Consider the following 844-nt stretch of genomic DNA (forward strand, 5'->3'; position numbering starts at 1 on the left):
TCGGCCAAAGCGCGAAGGTCGGATGCCGCTTGCCGGCCGAGCGGGCAACGGCAATAGAACCGGGGCTTTGATCGGCGGCCCCTGCCAGACGCTCGACAAGGTCCAACGGCAGGAAAGGCGTGTCGCCGGCAGCGCTGACGATCGCCTTGCAAGACCTGTTGGCCGCGGCCCATTCGAGGCCGGTCAGGATTCCGGCGAGCGGACCGGCAAAGCCGGGCACGCTGTCGGCAAGCACCGGCAGTCCAAAGCGCAGGAATCGTGCAGGGTCGCCATTGGCGCTGAGCGCCATCGATTCTATTTGCGGGGCGAAGCGCGACACGACCTGGTCAAGCAGGCAGCCATCGCCAAGCGGCAACAGGCTCTTGTCGCCGCCGCCCATCCGCCTCGACTGGCCACCGGCCAGAACAATCCCCGCAATGTCTCGCTTCATGCCACGAAGCCTGTACGCCAGCCGCCGGAAATCACAAGAATGATCTGGCTAGATTCCGTCCGGAACCATGCTTGGCCCCGTGCTTTCGGCGACGATCTTGCGCCGGCCGACGACCCGCTCGCGGTAGAGCGCATAGAGGCCGGAGCCGATGATGATGGTGGCGCCGACGATCATCGGCAGATCGGGAATGTCCGCGAAGATGAACAGGCCAAGCAGGATCGACCAGATCAGGGCCGTGTAGCGGAACGGCGCGATGAAGGAGATGTCGCCCGCCCGCATCGCCATGATGATGAACTGGTAGCCGATAATCACCAGCACAGCAGCCAGGGCCAGCAGGGCCGTGCTGTTGCCCGTCATCGGCGTCCAGCCGCCCATTGCCGGCAACAGCGCCGCGCCGACGATTGTCATGGCAAG

The 844-nt window shown here is 65.0% G+C and carries 1 protein-coding gene and 1 pseudogene; both read right to left on the reverse strand.

Annotation, left to right across the window (positions count from 1 at the left end; genetic code table 11):
- The coding region (gene mobA, locus EN914_RS36970; protein WP_127389758.1) for a molybdenum cofactor guanylyltransferase MobA at nucleotides 1-430 on the reverse strand (430 nt) is incomplete at its 3' end.
- A 48-nt stretch (nucleotides 431-478) separates the two neighbouring features.
- Nucleotides 479-844 (reverse strand): annotated as a pseudogene (locus EN914_RS36975) (EamA/RhaT family transporter); the annotation flags it as partial.

This window comes from Mesorhizobium sp. M7A.F.Ca.CA.001.08.2.1 (assembly GCF_003998455.1).
GTDB classification, from domain to species: Bacteria; Pseudomonadota; Alphaproteobacteria; order Rhizobiales; family Rhizobiaceae; genus Mesorhizobium; species Mesorhizobium ciceri.